Raw genomic sequence first — 19,300 nt, 5'->3', positions numbered from 1 at the left:
CCGGAACCGCTTTGGCTTTCTTTCCGGTAAATGTCGGAAGGACCTCAGGATTAGGCCAGAAAACTGCGTGACCTTAGCATTCTGTGCGATTTGTAGATAACGTCGAGGCTGTGACGACTAACTCGCGAACCAGTGCCGTGTCCAAGCAAAAGCCGAAGGCCCTGATCACGGATGGCCTCAAATTCGGCAGATTTCCCATCACCGCGGTTCAGCCCGCGGTCGAGGACGGAAAATTCCCCGCCAAGGCAGTCGTCGGCGAGAGCATCGTCGTAGGGGCCACTGCGTTCCGCGAAGGCCACGACATGCTCGGCGTCAGCGCGGTGCTCCTGGACCCGCGCGGCAAGGAACGCCAGCGGGTCCGGCTCGCACCCCCGCGCGGTGACCGGGGCAAGGGCACCGACCGCTGGGAGGGCCTGCTCACCCCGTCCGGGACCGGCAAATGGTCCTTCGTCATCGAAGCCTGGCACGACCGCTACGGCACCTGGCACCACAACGCCGAGGTGAAGATCGAGGCCGGCATCGACGTCGACCTGATGCTCGCGGAGGGCGCCGCACTGCTGACCGAGGCGTCGGAAGACACCACCCGGCCCTCCGCGGACCGGCGGACCCTGCGGATCGCCGTCGTCGGGCTCTCCGACGCGTCCAAGACGCCCGAGGAGCGCCTCGCCGCCGGCTTCAGCGCCGAGGTCGCCGCCGTCGTCGCCCGGCAGCCGATCCGTGAACTGGTGACCGCCACGGAGCCCTATCCGCTGCTGGTGGAGCGCGAACTGGCCGGCCGGGGCGCCTGGTACGAATTCTTCCCCCGCTCCGAGGGCGCCGTCCGCAACCACGAGACCGGCGAGTGGACCTCCGGAACGTTCCGCACCGCCGCCAAGCGCCTCGACGCCGTCGCCGCGATGGGCTTCGACATCATCTACATGGCCCCGATCCACCCGATCGGCACCCAGCACCGCAAGGGCCCGAACAACACCCTGCTGGCCGGCCCGCATGACCCCGGCTCGCCCTGGGCGATCGGCGCCAAGGAGGGTGGCCACGACGCCATCCACCCGGACCTCGGCACCTTCGAGGATTTTGACGCGTTCGTGGCCCGCGCCGGCGAGCTCGGCCTGGAGGTGGCCCTGGACCTTGCCCTGCAGGCCGCCCCGGACCACCCGTGGGTGCAGAGCCACCCCGAATGGTTCACCACCCGGGTGGACGGCAGCATCGCCTACGCCGAAAACCCGCCGAAGAAGTACCAGGACATCTTCCCGCTGAACTTCGACAACGACCCGGCGGGCTTGTCCAACGAGATCCTGCGGATCGTCCTGCTCTGGGTCAGCCACGGGGTCAAGGTTTTCCGCGTCGACAACCCGCACACCAAGCCGGTGTGGTTCTGGGAATGGCTGATCGCCAAGGTGAACAAGAAGCACCCCGACGTCGTGTTCCTCGCCGAGGCGTTCACCCGGCCGGCCATGATGCACGCGCTCGGACGGGCAGGGTTCCAGCAGTCCTATACCTACTTCACCTGGCGGAACACCAAGAAGGAGCTGGAGGAGTACTTCCACGAGGTCAGCCACGAATCCCCGGCGTACTTCCGGCCCAACTTCTTCGTCAACACCCCGGACATCCTCACCGAATACCTCCAGTTCGGCGGCCCGGCAGCGTTCAAGATCCGCGCCACGCTCGCGGCGACGGCCAGCCCGATCTGGGGCGTGTACGCCGGCTACGAGCTTTACGAGCACGTCGCCCGGCCCGGGGCCGAGGAGTACATCGACAACGAGAAGTTCGAGTACAAGGCCCGTGACTGGGATGCCGCGGCCGAATCCGGCCGCACCCTGGCCCCGTACCTGACCCGGCTGAACGAGATCCGGCGCGCCCACCCGGCCCTCGGCGACCTGCAGAACCTGACCCTGCACCAGAGCACCGACGACGCCACCGTCGTGTACTCCAAGCACAAGACCCTGCCGGACGGCTCCAAGGACACCCTGATCATCGTGGTGAACGTGGATCCGCACAGCACCCGGGAGAGCACGGTGTCCCTGGACCTGCCCGCCCTGGAACTGGACCCGGCCGACCTGACGCACAACGGCGGTTTCATCGTCGATGACCTGCTCACCGGCGAAAGCTGGGAATGGGGCGAGTACAACTACGTCCGCCTCGATGCGCACGTCGAACCCGCCCACATCCTGAGCATCCGGAGGTAGCAGCCAGTGAGTTTCAGCCCGAGCAACCCCAGCCACCACTTCACGCCGAAGGGCACCTTCGAATTGAATGCCCCCGGGCTCCAGCACGACCCGCACTGGTACCGCAAGGCGGTGTTCTACGAGGTGCTGGTCCGCGGCTTCGCGGACGGAAACGGCGACGGCTCCGGCGACTTCCACGGCCTGATCGAAAAGCTGGACTACCTGCAGTGGCTCGGCGTCGACTGCCTCTGGCTCCCGCCCTTCTTCCAGTCCCCGCTGCGCGACGGCGGCTACGACATCTCGGACTACAACTCCGTGCTGGATGAATTCGGCACGATCAGCGACTTCAAGCGGCTCGTCGCCGAAGCGCACGCCCGGGGCGTCCGCGTCATCATCGACCTGCCGCTGAACCACACCTCGGACCAGCACCCCTGGTTCCAGGAGTCCCGCAAGGACCCGGACGGCCCGTTCGGCGACTTCTACGTCTGGAGCGACACGGACGAGAAGTACCAGGACGCCCGCATCATCTTCGTGGACACCGAGGAATCCAACTGGACCTTCGACCCGATCCGCCGCCAGTTCTTCTGGCACCGCTTCTTCAGCCACCAGCCCGACCTGAACTTCGAAAACCCGAAGGTGATCGACGCCCTGTTCGACGTCGTGCGGTTCTGGCTGGACCAGGGCATCGACGGCTTCCGGGCCGACGCCATCCCGTACCTGTTCGAGGAGGAGGGCACCAACTGCGAGAACCTGCCCGCCACGCACGAGTTCCTGCGCCAGCTGCGGCGAATGGTCGACGAGAGCTACCCGGGCCGCGTCATCATCGCCGAAGCCAACCAGCCCCCGGTCGAGGTCGTGGAGTACTTCGGCACCGAAGAGGAACCGGAATGCCACATGGCCTTCCACTTCCCGATCATGCCGCGGCTCTACTACGCCCTGCGCGACCAGAAGGCCGCGCCCATCATCGAGACGATGAAGGACACCCCGGCCATCCCCGAAGGTGCCCAGTGGGGAACGTTCCTGCGCAACCATGACGAGCTGACCCTGGAAATGGTCACCGCCGACGAGCGCGCCGCGATGCTCGGCTGGTACGCGCCGGACCCGCGCATGCGGGCCAACATCGGCATCCGGCGCCGGCTGGCGCCGCTGCTGGACAACTCGCGGTCGGAGATTGAACTGATCAACGCCCTGCTGCTCTCGCTGCCGGGCAGCCCGTTCCTGTACTACGGCGACGAGATCGGGATGGGCGACAACATCTGGCTCGAGGACCGCGACGCGGTCCGCACGCCGATGCAGTGGAACCCGGACCGCAATGCCGGGTTCTCCAACGCCGACCCGGGCAAGCTCTACCTTCCGGTCATCCAGTCGCTGGTCTACAACTACAGCATGGCCAATGTCGAGGCCGAGGCGGCGCATTCGGGGTCGCTGCTGCGCTGGACCCGGCAGATCCTCAGTGTGCGCAAGAACCACCCGGCGTTCGGGCTCGGGTCCTTCCAGCACGTCGAGGCGGACCACGACGTCGTCCTGGCCTACCTGCGCGACCTGCCGGCCGGCAACGCCGCGGGGGAGGAACCGGAGACCATCCTGTGCGCTTTCAACCTCTCCCAGCACCCGGTGGCGACCACGCTGCGCGTCCCGCAGTACGCCGGCCGCGGGCTGCGGGACGTCTTCGGCGGGCAGCCGTTCCCCGGCATCGCCGAGGACGGCACGCTCACCTTGACCCTGGGCAGCCACGACTTCTTCTGGCTGCGCGTCCGCTCGGCCGGTTCCAACCCGGCCTCCCCGCACACCCAGGCGATGCCTATCCTGTCCATCGAAGGCTGACATGACCCGACCGACCCTTTCCCCCGCGCTTGACTCCCTGCTGCGCAGCTGGCTGCCGCGCCAACGCTGGTTCCCCGTCAAGAGCGCCCACTTCAGCTTCGAGCCCGTGGGCCTGGTGAACCTGGGCGGGACGCCGGACCTAGGTGCGCGTCTGGAGGTCCTGCTCCTGGCGGTGACTTACCCGACCGCCGACGGCAGCCGCACCGACGTTGTGCAGGTCCCGCTCAGCGCCCGGACCCTGCCGCTGGCTGGCGCCGGCGCGGCCCTGCTTGGGGAGATCCCGGCGGACGGCTCGGACGGGGCGCACGGCTGGATTTACGACGGCGTCCACGACCCGGCGTTCATCGCCGCCTGGCTCGAGCTCATGCGCACCGGCGGCTCCACCGCCGACGCCGCGGCGAACGGGCACCTGGCGCCCTCCGGCTACCGCCTGCCCTTCGCGACCGGCAAGGTCCGGGTGCTCTCCGGCGAGCAGTCCAACAGTTCGGTGATTGTCGACGACGGCGACTCGGCGGCGATCCTGAAATTCTTCCGGGTGCTCTCCGAGGGACAGAACCCTGAGGTCGAGATCGGTGCCGCGCTGACCTCCGGCCGCACCGCGGAGGTCCCCGCCACCCTCGGCTGGGTGACCGGCGAGTGGACCGGACCGGACAGCGCCGCGACCTCGCGCGGCGAGCTCGCCGTCGCGCACGAATTCCTGGCCGGCGGACTGGACGCGTGGCGCCTCGCCGTCGACGCCGCCAGCACCGGCACCGACTTCACCGCCGAGGCGCGCGCCCTGGGCGCCGCGACCGCCACCGTGCACCGCCGCCTGGCCGAGGCCCTGGGCACCGCCGAGGAGACCGTCCCCGGCCGGGACATCGCCTCCGGCGTCGCCCAGCGCGTCCGCCAGTCCTGGGCGGAGGCCGGCGCCGCCGTCGGGCCCTTCGACGCCGAACTCGACGCGCTGCTCGCCCGGCTTGAAGGCAGCGGCGCCGGACCGTTGCAGCGGATCCACGGCGACCTGCACCTGGGCCAGATCCTGCAGGTCCCCGGCGCTCCCGGGACGCCCGCCCGCTGGGCCATCCTCGACTTCGAGGGGGAGCCGCTGCGGCCGATCTCCGAACGCAACTTCCCGGACGTGCCGCTGCGCGACGTCGTGGGTATGCTCCGGTCCTTCGACTACGCCGCCGGCGCGGCGGTCCGCGAACACAGTGGCACGGCGTCCCCGGCGTCCGCGGCCGCGGTGATCCCAGACGCCGTCGTCCCCGCAGGCTGGGTGGACGACTGCGCGGAGGCCTTCCTGGCCGGCTACGCCGAAGTCACCCCCGGCACGATCGACCGCGACTCGCCGCTCTTCGTCGCCCTGTGGCTGGACAAAGCCCTTTATGAAGTTGTTTACGAACTACGGAACCGGCCGGACTGGCTCGCCATCCCGGTGAATGCGTCCCGTCGTCTCCTCGGCAGTACAGACTCCGGCGTTCCCGCCGAAGCCGCACCGGAAGGTAACAAAATGACAGGTTCAGCACGTACCGATCGACCCGGAGCCCCGCTTCCCGTCGACGACGCCACCCTCGGCCGCATCGCCGCAGGGGAACACCACGCGCCGCACTCGGTCCTCGGCGCCCACCTGGACGACTACGGCCATGTCACCATCCGCACCGTCAAGCACCTCGCCGAAGCCGTCTCGGTCGTCACTTCCGCCGGCACCGTCCCGATGACCCACGAAGCCTACGGCGTCTGGGTCGCCGTGCTGGAACCGGTGGAGGCAGGGCACGTTCCCGACTACCGGCTCGAGGTCAGCTACGAGGGGCAGGCGCCGCAGCGCGCCGACGACCCCTACCGCTACCTGCCCACGGTCGGTGAAATCGACCTGCACCTGATCGGCGAGGGCCGTCACGAGCGCCTCTGGGACGTGCTGGGCGCGCACGTGCGGCACTACAAGTCCTCCCTCGGCGACGTCGACGGCGTGTCCTTCGCCGTCTGGGCCCCGAACGCCCAGGCGGTCCGGGTCAAGGGCGACTTCAACGGCTGGGACGGCCGGGAATTCTCGATGCGCTCGCTCGGATCCTCCGGGGTCTGGGAACTGTTCATCCCCGGGGTTGTAGCAGGGGCGTGCTACAAATTCGAGATCCGGACCAGGCAGGGCCACTGGGTGGAAAAGGCCGACCCGCTCGCGTTCGGCACCGAAGTGCCGCCGCTGACGGCCTCCCGGGTGGTGGAACCCTCCTACGCCTTCAAGGACGACGAGTGGATGCAGGCGCGGGCGGCCCGCGATCCGCACAACGCCCCGATGAGCGTCTACGAGGTCCACCTCGGATCCTGGCGGCTCGGCCTCGACTACCGCCAGCTGGCCAAGGAATTGGTCGAGTACGTGAAGTGGCTCGGCTTCAGCCACGTCGAATTCATGCCGGTCGCGGAGCATCCCTTCGGCGGCTCCTGGGGCTACCAGGTCACCTCCTACTTCGCGCCGACCTCCCGCTTCGGGCATCCCGACGAGTTCCGGCACCTGGTGGACGAGCTGCACCAGGCCGGGATCGGCGTGCTGCTGGACTGGGTGCCGGCACACTTCCCCAAGGACGCATGGGCCCTGGCCCAGTTCGACGGCGAACCGCTGTACGAGCACTCCGACCCGGCCCTGGGCGAACACCCCGACTGGGGCACGCTGATCTTCGACTTCGGCCGCAGCGAGGTGCGCAACTTCCTGGTCGCCAACGCCCTGTACTGGCTCGAGGAGTTCCACATCGACGGGCTGCGCGTCGATGCTGTCGCCTCGATGCTGTACCTGGACTACTCCCGCCAGGAGGGCCAGTGGCGGCCCAACCGCTTCGGCGGCCGCGAAAACCTCGAGGCGATCTCCTTCCTGCAGGAGGTCAACGCCACGGTCTACAAGACGCACCCCGGCGCGGTCATGATCGCCGAGGAGTCCACCGCTTTCCCGGGCGTCACCGCACCCACCAGCCAGGGCGGGCTGGGCTTCGGGATCAAGTGGAACATGGGCTGGATGCACGATTCGCTCAAGTACATGGCCGAGGACCCGTACAACCGCAAATGGCACCACGGCACCATCACTTTCTCGATGGTCTACGCCTACACGGAGAACTTCCTGCTGCCGATCAGCCACGATGAGGTTGTCCATGGCAAGGGCTCGATGCTGCGCAAGATGCCGGGGGACCGCTGGCAGCAGCTGGCGAACCTGCGGGCGTTCCTCGGCTACCAGTGGGCGCATCCGGGCAAGCAGTTGATTTTCATGGGCACCGAGTTCGGCCAGGAAGCCGAATGGTCCGAACAGTACGGCCTGGACTGGTGGCTGGCGGACATCCCCGCGCACCGCGGCGTGCAGCTGCTGACCAAGGACCTGAACGAGCTGTACCGCTCCACCCCGGCCCTGTACGAGCGGGACAACGATCCCGACGGCTTCCAGTGGATCAACGGCGGCGACGCGGACCGCAACGTCCTCAGCTTCATCCGCCGCGGTGCGGACGGCGAGGAACTGGTGTGCGTGTTCAACTTCTCCGGCGCCCCGCACCATGACTTCCGGCTCGGCGTGCCGGCCGCCGGTGCGTGGCAGGAAGTGCTGAACACCGACGACCCCGCGTACGGCGGCTCCGGCGTCCTGAACGGCGGCACGCTCAACGCGTCCGACGGCGGCGTGGACGGCCAGCCCGCCATGCTCACCGTGACGCTGCCCCCGCTCGGCGCAGCGTACTTCAAGGCCGCCGGCTAAGAACCGGCCGCTCCCGAAGGGCCCGGAATCCGCGCGGTTCCGGGCCTTTTCGCTGCCCGGCCGGGTCCGGGCCTCCCGCCAGGAGGGCCCCGCACCAGGGCGGCTTTGTCACCGCGGCCGAGTGGTGGTACAGTTTATTTCCGCGCTGCTCCCCGGAGTTGATCCGCTAAAAAGACAAAAAGCCTCTCGAAGACTGAGTCGAAAACGCTGATTTGACTAGGGCGAAGCGCGCGGGTAAGTTTGAAAAGTTGCTCCGGAGCGAGCCGGGACCCTTGAGGGGGTTGTGGTGGTGCCGGGTGTGTCTGTTGTTTGAGAACTCAATAGTGTGCCAAGTTTGTTGATACCAATTGTTTTATTGATTGGTTGTTTTGGCTGTGTTGTCCACCCCCGTGGATGGCATGGTTTTTACAGCTGGTTTCAAATTTTGTGCAGCCTTCTTTCCCCGTTTTCCCGGGGTTGTTGGTTGTGTCTGTTTGTTTTCAACGGAGAGTTTGATCCTGGCTCAGGATGAACGCTGGCGGCGTGCTTAACACATGCAAGTCGAACGATGATCCGGTGCTTGCACCGGGGATTAGTGGCGAACGGGTGAGTAACACGTGAGTAACCTGCCCTTAACTCTGGGATAAGCCTGGGAAACTGGGTCTAATACCGGATATGACTCCTCATCGCATGGTGGGGGGTGGAAAGCTTTTGTGGTTTTGGATGGACTCGCGGCCTATCAGCTTGTTGGTGAGGTAATGGCTCACCAAGGCGACGACGGGTAGCCGGCCTGAGAGGGTGACCGGCCACACTGGGACTGAGACACGGCCCAGACTCCTACGGGAGGCAGCAGTGGGGAATATTGCACAATGGGCGGAAGCCTGATGCAGCGACGCCGCGTGAGGGATGACGGCCTTCGGGTTGTAAACCTCTTTCAGTAGGGAAGAAGCGAAAGTGACGGTACCTGCAGAAGAAGCGCCGGCTAACTACGTGCCAGCAGCCGCGGTAATACGTAGGGCGCAAGCGTTATCCGGAATTATTGGGCGTAAAGAGCTCGTAGGCGGTTTGTCGCGTCTGCCGTGAAAGTCCGGGGCTCAACTCCGGATCTGCGGTGGGTACGGGCAGACTAGAGTGATGTAGGGGAGACTGGAATTCCTGGTGTAGCGGTGAAATGCGCAGATATCAGGAGGAACACCGATGGCGAAGGCAGGTCTCTGGGCATTAACTGACGCTGAGGAGCGAAAGCATGGGGAGCGAACAGGATTAGATACCCTGGTAGTCCATGCCGTAAACGTTGGGCACTAGGTGTGGGGGACATTCCACGTTTTCCGCGCCGTAGCTAACGCATTAAGTGCCCCGCCTGGGGAGTACGGCCGCAAGGCTAAAACTCAAAGGAATTGACGGGGGCCCGCACAAGCGGCGGAGCATGCGGATTAATTCGATGCAACGCGAAGAACCTTACCAAGGCTTGACATGAACCGGTAAGACCTGGAAACAGGTCCCCCACTTGTGGCCGGTTTACAGGTGGTGCATGGTTGTCGTCAGCTCGTGTCGTGAGATGTTGGGTTAAGTCCCGCAACGAGCGCAACCCTCGTTCCATGTTGCCAGCGCATTATGGCGGGGACTCATGGGAGACTGCCGGGGTCAACTCGGAGGAAGGTGGGGACGACGTCAAATCATCATGCCCCTTATGTCTTGGGCTTCACGCATGCTACAATGGCCGGTACAAAGGGTTGCGATACTGTGAGGTGGAGCTAATCCCAAAAAGCCGGTCTCAGTTCGGATTGGGGTCTGCAACTCGACCCCATGAAGTCGGAGTCGCTAGTAATCGCAGATCAGCAACGCTGCGGTGAATACGTTCCCGGGCCTTGTACACACCGCCCGTCAAGTCACGAAAGTTGGTAACACCCGAAGCCGGTGGCCTAACCCCTTGTGGGAGGGAGCTGTCGAAGGTGGGACTGGCGATTGGGACTAAGTCGTAACAAGGTAGCCGTACCGGAAGGTGCGGCTGGATCACCTCCTTTCTAAGGAGCACCTACAACAACCCCGCCAAGCCTGTGTTTGTGTGGTGGTGTTGTCAGGAGTAACGCCCGTTGCGCAGACGCAAGTTCTGCGGCGGGTGCTCACGGGTGGAATATCAGCAAATAGCGGCCGCCGGATTTTCTGCCGGCACCCAGTACGGACACGTACCGCTCCTTTTGGGGCGGGTGTCCTGGAACGGTGCGGGCGTGTGAATGGGTGGTTTCGTGTTTGGCACACTGTTGGGTCCTGAGACAACAGGACCATGGCCTGTGCTTTTCTTTCCCTCGGGGAAGGGGGTGCGGGGTGTGGGGCTTGTGTTTCTGGTTTCCCGGCTGCGACGCGTCGCGCACTGGTTGGTTCCCTTGGGGGCCTGGTGTGTGGGGTGTGTGGTACGGGGTTGTTGTTTGAGAACTACATAGTGGACGCGAGCATCTTTTATAAGAAGCAATTTCCAAGATATATGAACCTGGATCTGGTTCCACACCCGTTTGGGGTGTGGGGTTGGTTTCCATGGTTTTCTCGAAATTACTCCTTGATCTTTGTGGTCAAGTTTTTAAGAGCACACGGTGGATGCCTTGGCATTAGGAGCCGAAGAAGGACGTAGGAATCTGCGATAAGCCTGGGGGAGTCGATAACCGGACTGTGATCCCAGGGTGTCCGAATGGGGAAACCCCGCCAGACGCGCGAGTGATCTGGTGACCCGCATCTGAACACATAGGGTGCGTGGAGGGAACGCGGGGAAGTGAAACATCTCAGTACCCGCAGGAAGAGAAAACAATAGTGATTCCGTTAGTAGTGGCGAGCGAACGCGGATCAGGCTAAACCGTTCCATGTGTGATAGCCGGCGGGCGTTGCATGGTCGGGGTTGTGGGACTTTCCGTTCCAGTTCTGCCGGACTGGTGAGGTGAGTGCGTGGGTATAGGTGAACGGTCTTGAAAGGCCGGCCAGAGAGGGTGTGAGCCCCGTAACCGTAATGCTGTCACGCCGCCTGGGAAGTATCCCAAGTAGCACGGGGCCCGAGAAATCCCGTGCGAATCTGTCAGGACCACCTGATAAGCCTAAATACTCCCTAATGACCGATAGCGGACCAGTACCGTGAGGGAAAGGTGAAAAGTACCCCGGGAGGGGAGTGAAACAGTACCTGAAACCGTGTGCTTACAATCCGTCGGAGCAGCCTTGTAGTTGTGACGGCGTGCCTTTTGAAGAATGAGCCTGCGAGTTAGTGTTACGTCGCGAGGTTAACCCGTGTGGGGAAGCCGTAGCGAAAGCGAGTCTGAACAGGGCGTTGCAGTGGCGTGATCTAGACCCGAAGCGAAGTGATCTACCCATGGCCAGGTTGAAGCGACGGTAAGACGTCGTGGAGGACCGAACCCACTTCAGTTGAAAATGGAGGGGATGAGCTGTGGGTAGGGGTGAAAGGCCAATCAAACTTCGTGATAGCTGGTTCTCCCCGAAATGCATTTAGGTGCAGCGTTGCGTGTTTCTTACCGGAGGTAGAGCTACTGGATGGCTAATGGGCCCTACAAGGTTACTGACGTCAGCCAAACTCCGAATGCCGGTAAGTGAGAGCGCAGCAGTGAGACTGTGGGGGATAAGCTTCATAGTCGAGAGGGAAACAGCCCAGACCACCAACTAAGGCCCCTAAGCGTGTGCTAAGTGGGAAAGGATGTGGAGTTGCGAAGACAACCAGGAGGTTGGCTTAGAAGCAGCCATCCTTAAAAGAGTGCGTAATAGCTCACTGGTCAAGTGATTCCGCGCCGACAATGTAGCGGGGCTCAAGTACACCGCCGAAGTTGTGGCATTCACATTTTATCCAAGCCTTCGTGGTTCAGGAGTGTGGATGGGTAGGGGAGCGTCGTGTGGGCAGTGAAGTCGCGGTGGAAACCAGCGGTGGAGCCTACACGAGTGAGAATGCAGGCATGAGTAGCGAAAGACGGGTGAGAAACCCGTCCGCCGAATGATCAAGGGTTCCAGGGTCAAGCTAATCTGCCCTGGGTAAGTCGGGACCTAAGGCGAGGCCGACAGGCGTAGTCGATGGACAACGGGTTGATATTCCCGTACCGGCGAAAAACCGCCCATGCTGAACAGGGGATACTAACCGCCCGAAACCTGCCCGACACCCCTTGTGGGTGAAGGGTTTTGGTGGAGCGCGGGACCTGATCCTGGGAGGCAAGCGTATTAACAGGTGTGACGCAGGAAGGTAGCCGGGCCGGGCGATGGTTGCCCCGGTCTAAGGATGTAGGGCGAACGGTAGGCAAATCCGCCGTTCATGAAGCCTGAGACCCGATGGGACCCCCGTACGGGGGGATCCGGTGATCCTATGCTGCCGAGAAAAGCATCGACGCGAGGTTTTAGCCGCCCGTACCCCAAACCGACACAGGTGATCAGGTAGAGAATACTAAGGCGATCGAGAGAATTATGGTTAAGGAACTCGGCAAAATGCCCCCGTAACTTCGGGAGAAGGGGGGCCCCTATCGTGATGGACACACGCTGTCCGGAGCGTGCAGGGGCCGCAGAGACCAGGGGGAAGCGACTGTTTACTAAAAACACAGGTCCGTGCGAAGTCGCAAGACGATGTATACGGACTGACTCCTGCCCGGTGCTGGAAGGTTAAGAGGACCGGTTAGCCGCAAGGCGAAGCTGAGAATTTAAGCCCCAGTAAACGGCGGTGGTAACTATAACCATCCTAAGGTAGCGAAATTCCTTGTCGGGTAAGTTCCGACCTGCACGAATGGAGTAACGACTTCCCCGCTGTCTCAACCATAAACTCGGCGAAATTGCAGTACGAGTAAAGATGCTCGTTACGCGCAGCAGGACGGAAAGACCCCGAGACCTTTACTATAGTTTGGTATTGGTGTTCGGAGTGGCTTGTGTAGGATAGGTGGGAGACGTTGAAGCCCGGACGCCAGTCCGGGTGGAGTCATCGTTGAAATACCACTCTGGTCACTTTGGACATCTAACTTCGGCCCGTAATCCGGGTCAGGGACAGTGCCTGATGGGTAGTTTAACTGGGGCGGTTGCCTCCTAAAAAGTAACGGAGGCGCCCAAAGGTTCCCTCAGCCTGGTTGGCAATCAGGTGTCGAGTGTAAGTGCACAAGGGAGCTTGACTGTGAGAGAGACATCTCGAGCAGGGACGAAAGTCGGGACTAGTGATCCGGCGGTACATTGTGGAATGGCCGTCGCTCAACGGATAAAAGGTACCTCGGGGATAACAGGCTGATCTTGCCCAAGAGTCCATATCGACGGCATGGTTTGGCACCTCGATGTCGGCTCGTCGCATCCTGGGGCTGGAGTAGGTCCCAAGGGTTGGGCTGTTCGCCCATTAAAGCGGTACGCGAGCTGGGTTTAGAACGTCGTGAGACAGTTCGGTCCCTATCCGCTGCGCGCGCAGGAAATTTGAGAAGGGCTGTCCTTAGTACGAGAGGACCGGGACGGACGAACCTCTGGTGTGTCAGTTGTACTGCCAAGTGCACCGCTGATTAGCTACGTTCGGATGGGATAACCGCTGAAAGCATCTAAGCGGGAAGCTCGCTTCGAGATGAGATTTCCATACACCTTGTGTGTGAGAGGCCCCCAGCCAGACCACTGGGTTGATAGGCCGGATGTGGAAGCGAGGACTAACGACTCGTGAAGCTGACCGGTACTAATAGGCCGATAACTTACACCACACCTTCCCTCCGTGAACCGTTCCTTCAAAAGAGGTTCACACCAGGAGAGAAGAAAAGAGAACAAGACTGCTTGCGTCCACTATGTGGTTCCCAACCAACAAACCCGCCACGGGCACGTTGCAAGGAACCAAAACAACTGAATACAACACCACATGTTGTAACCACACAGATTTCCCACCACCCCCAACAGGGTGGGTCGGGTAACAGGGTTACGGCGGTCATAGCGTGGGGGAAACGCCCGGTCCCATTCCGAACCCGGAAGCTAAGACCCACAGCGCCGATGGTACTGCACCCGGGAGGGTGTGGGAGAGTAGGTCACCGCCGGAACATCATTCAGGTCGAGAGCCTCCAACCACCAGGTTGGAGGCTCTCCCACTTTAACCACCACACCACTACTGAGGAAGCGTCGGGTCGGAGGGCGCCGGACGTGAGGGAGCATCGGGTGGAGGGCGCTAGCGGGGGAACGTTCCCTCAGAACCGGCAGCCATAGAACGGACCCTCCCGCACCTACGGCAGCTCCGTAACGGACGCTCCCGCAGATCACCCCGGCACACCACCAATCCTGAGGAACGACAGCCCCGAAGGCGCCGGAGGTGAGGGAGCCTCGGATGAGGCGGAACAGTTGGCGGGCCACCAGGGACTCGGTCGCGACGCTCCCGCCCAGTTACTACGCCGGGCAGCGGAGAGAATCCGCGCCAACTCGGGGATTACCGAAGGAACCAAGGCCGCGAAGCAGCGGTAACTGGGCTGGAGCGTCCGTACCAGGCCGCCGGGTGCCAGGAGACGGGGGCAGACCGGTTGTGATGAAACGTTGCCGGTAAGGGCGCCGGAGGTGAGGGAGCGTCGGCTGGGAAGGCGCCGGAGGTGAGGGAGCGTCGGATCGGGAGGGCACGGGCTAGTAGAGTTGATGCCCATGGATAGCCTTTTCAGCCACGCTGCGGCAGCTCCCGAACCTGGACCCGAGGAGGGGCTGGAGCCGGTGGTGTGCACCGTCGTCGTCCCTGGAGCGGTGGGACGGGCCTTTATGGGGTTTACCGAGCACACGCACCTCTGGTGGCCGCTGGAGGGCCACAGCGTCTACGGAGCAGGCTCCTACGTCGAGTTCGAGGAAAGCCTCATTCTTGAGACCGCGGACGACGGTCGGAGCTCCGTCTGGGGCACCATCGATGACTGGCAGCCTCCGCTGTCCTTCCATGCGAGCTGGCATCCTGGATCCCAGGCCCTGTGGTCCACGGAACTGCGGGTCGCGTTCCGCGCCGTGGAAGACGGCACCGAAGTCCGCGTCGTCCACGGCGGCTGGGAGGGTGCCAAGGACCCGGCAGCCGTCCGCGCCGATTATGAGGCCGGCTGGCCGGACGTGCTCGACCGTTTTGTGCGGTTCATGGGCGGTTCAGGAACGTAAGCGTTCCCGTCCATACACGGCAGGCCGGGAACTCCGGCGTCGGGCCTTGAAGCCTGTTATCCCCGCGGGGGCGCGGCGTCGGCCGCCGGCACGGCCGTGCTGGACCGGATCACGAATTTGGTCGGATACTCGGTGTCTGCTGCCTCGGTGTCGGCGCCGCCCTCGAGCCCGGCGAGCAACCGCCGGACCGCCATGGCCCCCTGGCCGCGGGGATCCTGGTCGATGGTGGTCAGGCCGAAGAGCTCGCCGAGTTCGTGGCCGTCGATCCCGATGACGGACAGGTCGTCAGGGACACGCAGCCCGAAGTCGCGGGCGGCGAGGATGGTGCCGATCGCCATCTCGTCCGAGGCCGCGAAAACCGCCGTCGGGCGGTCCGGTGAGCTGCCCAGCAGCTGCCGGGCGCTGGCATAGGCGCCCTGGATGGTGAAGTCGGCGGAGACCAGCCATTCCGGCCGGACCGGGTGCCCGGCGTCGCGCATGGCCTTGGTGAAGCCGCCCTGCCGGGTTCCGGGCAGTCGGAAGTCCTTCTCGTAGGCGGCGTCGCCGGTCATGTGCGCGATCTTGCTGTGGCCCAACTGGATCAGGTGGCGGGCTGCAGCCTCGGCGATGCCCGAGTCGTCGATTCGGATCGTCGAGGCGCCCGGCAGCGGGCCGCCGATCCCAACAATGGGACGGTGGATGGCGAGCAGTTGCTGGATCTCGGCCTCGCTGAGCTCCAGGGACACCGCAATCACCGCATCCACGCGTTTGCGCAGCAGGAAGTCGTTGAGCACGCTGTGCCGGCGTTCCTCGCCTTCGCTGACGTTGTACAGCGTGAGGTCGTAGCCGGCGTCGAGCAGGGTCGCGGAGACGCCCTCGACGACGGAGGAGAAGAACCAGCGGTGCACGGACGGAACCACGACGCCGACGTTGTGGTTCCGCCCGGACGCCAGGCTGGAGGCGTGGTAGGAGAGCACGAAGCCCAGTTCCGCGGCGGCGGCCTGCGCCCGCTCGCGGCTCCGGGCCGACACGTTGCCCTTGCCACTCAAGGCGCGCGAAACGGTGGCGATGGAGAGGCCGGCCCGTTCCGCGACGTCCTTGATGCCGGGCATTTTCAGTTCTCCGTGTCCTCGGTGTAGATCTCCAGCCAAACAGTTTCACCTGAGCTTAACTGATGGGCGCCGCCACACTGCCCGGCAGACGCGGAACTGCGGAGCAGCACCCGTCCGGCGGGCAGGTCGAGCGGTTCCCCGCCAAGGTTCATCAGCACCGCGGTGCTGCCGTTGAGGAAGGCCAGGGAGGAGGCGGTGCACCAGTCCTCGATCCAGGCGAGTGAGCCCTGGCCGAGGCGGAGCTCCCGCCGGAGTTCCAGCATCCGCCGGTAGAGGTTCAGGTGCGACGACGGCGACGCGGCCTGGGTGTCCCGGGCCAGCGCCGTGAAACTTGCCGGCTGCGGCAGCCACGGGTCGGCCCCGGCGCCGAACCCGGCGTGGGGTTCGGCAGCGCGCCACGGCAGCGGCACGCGGCAGCCGTCGCGGCCCAGCCGTTCCCCGCCGGTGCGGCCGAAGGTCGGGTCCTGCCGCTTGTGGTCCGGAATGTCGATGCCGTCGGGAAGCCCCAGCTCCTCGCCCTGGTACAGGTACGCGCCGCCGGGCAGTCCCAGCATGAACATCGAGGCCGCCGCGGCGCGGGAGCGCCCCAGTTCCTCATCCGGCTGCGCATCGGCGGGGCCGATGCCGTCGCCGTCGCGGGGTGCCGGCCCGTTATACCCGAAGCGGGTGGCGTGGCGGACGACGTCGTGGTTGGACAGCACCCAGGTGCTCGGCGCGCCGACGGCGTCCAATGCGGTCAGGGAGTCGGTGATCACGCTGCGCATCCGGTGCGGATCCAGCCCGGCGTGCAGGTAGGGGAAGTTGAAGGCCTGGTGCATCTCGTCCGGGCGCACCCAGTCGGCCAGCCGGGGGAGCGGGTCGACGTTGGCCTCGGCGCACAGGATGCGGTCCGGGCCGTATTCAGCCAGGATCCGGCGCCAGGCGCGGTAGATGTCGTGCAGGGCAGGCTGTCCGAACATCGGCGCCTCGTGGCCGGGGAAGCCGTGCGAGCTGTTGCCGTCGGCCCGGCCGCCCCATTCGGGCAGGCCGGGGGCCTTGACCAGGGCGTGCGCCACGTCGACCCGGAAGCCGGAGACGCCGCGGTCAAGCCAGAACCTCAGGACCCGCTCAAATTCGGCGTGCACGGCGTCGTTGTCCCAGTTGAAGTCCGGCTGGGAGGAATCGAACAGGTGCAGGTACCACTGTCCCGGGGTGCCGTCCGGTTCGGTGATCCGGGTCCAGGCCGGCCCGCCGAAGTGGGACTGCCAGTTGTTCGGGGGCAGTTCGCCGGAGTCGCCGCGGCCGTCGCGGAAGATGAACATGTCCCGTTCCGGGCTGCCGGCAGGCACGGCCAGGGCGGCCTGGAACGCGGTGTGCTGGTCCGAGCAGTGGTTCGGCACCAGGTCCACGATGAGCCGCAGGCCCAGCCGGGTGGCTTCGGCCATCATGGCGTCGAAGTCGGAGAGCGTGCCGAACAGCGGATCGACATCGCAGTAGTCGCTGACGTCGTAGCCGGCGTCGCGCTGCGGGGAGCGGTAGAACGGCGAGAGCCAGACGGCGTCGACATCGAGCGCGGCAAGCTGAGGCAGTTCGGCGGTAATGCCGGCGAGATCGCCGACGCCGTCGCCGTTCAGGTCCCGGAAGGAACGGGGGTACACCTGGTAGATCACGGCCGAACGCCACCAGCCGGCGGCGTCATCGGCGGCGTGCACCAGGGTCAGCGGGCCGGCCAGTGCGGCGGGGGCGGTGAGGACTGAGTCAACGGACATGCCGGTAATCGTAAGGGCACACCGGGAAAATTGAAAACGCTTCCAGCCGCGTGCCGCCGACCCGCGCTCCGACCGCCGGACCGCCGCCACGGTCAAACGGCCTTTATTCGGCCCTGAAACAGCGGTTCACCGCCGCCCAACCCCCGTCGGCTGGTCAAAGCGGAGCAACGCGCCACGCTAGAATGACTTTTCAAAAGCGTGCATCACCGTGTAGCTTGGAAGCGCTTGCAGCTGTGAGCCACATCACCGACGATGCCACCGGGCCCCGGGAACTTCCCAGGGGCCCTCCGCGTGGATGCAGAATTTTTGAAAGGGACACCAATGAAGGTGCAGAACACCCTCACGACCGGAACCAGCCGCCGGGTCTTCACGGCCGGCGCGATCTCCGTCGTCGCAGCGCTGGCACTCAGCGCCTGCGGCGGGGCTGCGGCAACCGGCCCGGCCACGGCAACGGCCACCGCCAAGCCGGATCTCAAGTCCGGCGGCGCCGGCACCATCACCATGTGGGTCGACGCCGAACGCTCGCCCGCCCTGAAGGACATCACCGCGAAGTTCAAGGCCGACACCGGCATCGAGGTCAAGCTCGTGGTCAAGGACTTCGCCGCCGTCCGCGACGACTTCATCACCCAGGTCCCGACCGGCAAGGGCCCGGACCTGATCGTCGGCCCGCACGACTGGGTAGGCAAGTTCGTCCAGAACGGCGTCATCGCCCCGGTCGAGCTCGGCGACAAGAAGGACGCCTTCCAGGAATCCTCGGTCAAGGCCATGACCTACAACGGCTCGGTCTACGGTGTGCCCTACGCGGTTGAGAACATCGGCCTCCTGCGCAACACGGCCATCCTCCCGGACGCGGCCAAGACCATGGACGAAGTCATCGCCAACGGCAAGAAGGCCGTCGCGGACGGCAAGGCCAAGTTCCCGTTCCTCGTCGGCATGGACCCGAAGCAGGGCGACCCCTACCACCTGTACCCGCTGCAGGCCTCCATGGGCTCGCAGGTCTTCGGCAAGGCGGCCGACGGCGGCTACGACCCGAAGCAGCTGCTGATCGGCGACGCCGCCGGCGTCGAGTTCGCCAAGAAGCTCGCCGCCTGGGGCGACAAGGGCGAAAAGATCATCAACTCCAACATCACCGGTGACATCGCCAAGGAGAAGTTCCTCGCCGGCGAGTCCCCCTACTACCTGACCGGCCCGTGGAACGTTCCGGACGTGCAGAAGAAGGGCATCAAGTTCGCGGTTGACGAACTGCCGACCGCCGGCGACCAGCCGGCCCAGCCGTTCATCGGCGTCAACGGCTTCTTCATCAGCGCCAAGAGCGCCAACGCCCTGGCCACCAACGAGTTCGTCACCAACTACCTCACCTCCGAGGAAGCCCAGGACTCCATGTACAAGGCCGGCGGACGCCCGCCGGCGCTGAAGGCCTCCTTCGACAAGGCCGCCAGCGACCCGGTCGTGGCCGCGTTCGGCAAGATCGGCGCCACCGGCGTCCCGATGCCGGCGATCCCGGAAATGAGCGCGGTCTGGGCTGACTGGGGCGCCACCGAACTGGCCCTGATCAAGGGCCAGGGCGACCCGGCCGCTGACTGGGCCAAGATGGCCGCCAGCATCAAGGCAAAAATCGCGGGTTAGTCCCCGCGGCCGGGGAGGGGCGCCACGCACCCTTCCCCGGCAGCACCGGGCCGGGCGGCCACCAGGCTGCCC

General features: G+C 64.7%; 7 protein-coding genes and 3 rRNA genes. 8 read left to right on the top strand and 2 right to left on the bottom strand.

The window, feature by feature from the left end:
* The first annotated feature begins 110 nt into the window (after positions 1-110).
* The 7 genes from ACTWLI_RS03395 (at position 111) to ACTWLI_RS03365 (ending at position 14,763) form a co-directional block, all read left to right on the top strand.
* The gene (locus tag ACTWLI_RS03395; RefSeq protein ID WP_445155286.1) at positions 111-2,183 is read left to right on the top strand and encodes an alpha-1,4-glucan--maltose-1-phosphate maltosyltransferase; all 2,073 of its coding nucleotides are present in this window, start codon (positions 111-113) and stop codon (positions 2,181-2,183) included.
* Between the two features lie 6 nt (positions 2,184-2,189).
* The gene (gene treS, locus ACTWLI_RS03390; RefSeq protein WP_445155285.1) at positions 2,190-3,986 is read left to right on the top strand and encodes a maltose alpha-D-glucosyltransferase; all 1,797 of its coding nucleotides are present in this window, start codon (positions 2,190-2,192) and stop codon (positions 3,984-3,986) included.
* Position 3,987: 1 nt separating this feature from the next.
* Positions 3,988-7,692, top strand: coding sequence for a 1,4-alpha-glucan branching enzyme (locus ACTWLI_RS03385; RefSeq protein ID WP_445155284.1), 3,705 nt, complete (start codon positions 3,988-3,990; stop codon positions 7,690-7,692).
* A gap of 479 nt (positions 7,693-8,171) precedes the next feature.
* A 16S ribosomal RNA gene (locus ACTWLI_RS03380) occupies positions 8,172-9,695 on the top strand.
* Between the two features lie 541 nt (positions 9,696-10,236).
* A 23S ribosomal RNA gene (locus ACTWLI_RS03375) occupies positions 10,237-13,361 on the top strand.
* A gap of 210 nt (positions 13,362-13,571) precedes the next feature.
* Positions 13,572-13,688: ribosomal RNA gene (rrf, locus tag ACTWLI_RS03370) — 5S ribosomal RNA — on the top strand.
* The 16S, 23S and 5S rRNA genes sit together here, the layout of an rRNA operon.
* Before the next feature lie 586 nt (positions 13,689-14,274).
* Complete coding sequence (locus tag ACTWLI_RS03365) at positions 14,275-14,763, top strand: SRPBCC domain-containing protein (protein WP_445155283.1); 489 nt, start codon at positions 14,275-14,277, stop codon at positions 14,761-14,763.
* A 56-nt stretch (positions 14,764-14,819) separates the two neighbouring features.
* Here ACTWLI_RS03365 and ACTWLI_RS03360 read toward each other — a convergent pair whose 3' ends face one another.
* Entirely contained in the window at positions 14,820-15,854 is a 1,035-nt protein-coding gene (locus ACTWLI_RS03360) for a LacI family DNA-binding transcriptional regulator (RefSeq protein WP_445155282.1), read from the bottom strand.
* A 2-nt stretch (positions 15,855-15,856) separates the two neighbouring features.
* Positions 15,857-17,602 carry a glycoside hydrolase family 13 protein gene (locus ACTWLI_RS03355; RefSeq protein ID WP_445155281.1) on the bottom strand — a complete coding sequence of 582 codons (1,746 nt, stop codon included), beginning with the start codon at positions 17,600-17,602 and terminating at the stop codon, positions 15,857-15,859.
* A gap of 321 nt (positions 17,603-17,923) precedes the next feature.
* Here ACTWLI_RS03355 and ACTWLI_RS03350 point away from each other — a divergent pair, with 321 nt between their 5' ends.
* Positions 17,924-19,228: a sugar ABC transporter substrate-binding protein gene (locus ACTWLI_RS03350; protein WP_445155280.1), complete on the top strand. Its 1,305-nt coding sequence runs from the start codon at positions 17,924-17,926 to the stop codon at positions 19,226-19,228.
* Positions 19,229-19,300: the final 72 nt, after the last annotated feature.

It is taken from the genome of Arthrobacter sp. Hor0625 (assembly GCF_052567525.1).
Note: the sequence above shows the minus strand (reverse complement) of the source record. Positions and strands in the feature narration are given on the sequence as shown.

Coding starts and splice junctions, on each gene's coding strand:
- ACTWLI_RS03385 (WP_445155284.1), top strand. CDS start 3,988: ATGACCCGACCGACCCTTTCCCCCGCGCTTGACTCCCTGCTGCGCAGC.
- ACTWLI_RS03365 (WP_445155283.1), top strand. CDS start 14,275: ATGGATAGCCTTTTCAGCCACGCTGCGGCAGCTCCCGAACCTGGACCC.
- ACTWLI_RS03360 (WP_445155282.1), bottom strand. CDS start 15,854: ATGCCCGGCATCAAGGACGTCGCGGAACGGGCCGGCCTCTCCATCGCC.
- ACTWLI_RS03355 (WP_445155281.1), bottom strand. CDS start 17,602: ATGTCCGTTGACTCAGTCCTCACCGCCCCCGCCGCACTGGCCGGCCCG.
- ACTWLI_RS03350 (WP_445155280.1), top strand. CDS start 17,924: ATGAAGGTGCAGAACACCCTCACGACCGGAACCAGCCGCCGGGTCTTC.